This window comes from Methanolobus chelungpuianus, assembly GCF_024500045.1.
Classification (GTDB): domain Archaea; phylum Halobacteriota; class Methanosarcinia; order Methanosarcinales; family Methanosarcinaceae; genus Methanolobus; species Methanolobus chelungpuianus.
Window position 1 is genome coordinate 1 of the sequence record NZ_JTEO01000021.1, and the last position, 206, is coordinate 206.

Here is a 206-nt window from a genome sequence, read left to right on the forward strand (position 1 = left end):
TCGCCTGCTGCAATGGTACGTCCGCTAATTGCTGCGATCTCCATTGTTTCAGTAGAAATGTTGTCATCCAGGTCATAGTAGAAGCCTGCGAAGTTTGTAGCAGTCCATGTCTGAGCACCTGTGCCTTCTACAACCTCACCACGAACCTCATAAGTTCCAGGGGCTGTGAATGCCTTCATTACATAGTATCTTACTGCAGTATCGTC

Annotated in this window: 1 protein-coding gene; it reads right to left on the reverse strand. The window is 47.6% G+C overall.

Translation table 11 applies throughout. The features are described from left to right. The coding region (locus PV02_RS13380) for an S-layer protein domain-containing protein (protein ID WP_425438360.1) at positions 1–179 on the reverse strand (179 nt) is incomplete at its 3' end. Positions 180–206 lie beyond the last annotated feature (27 nt).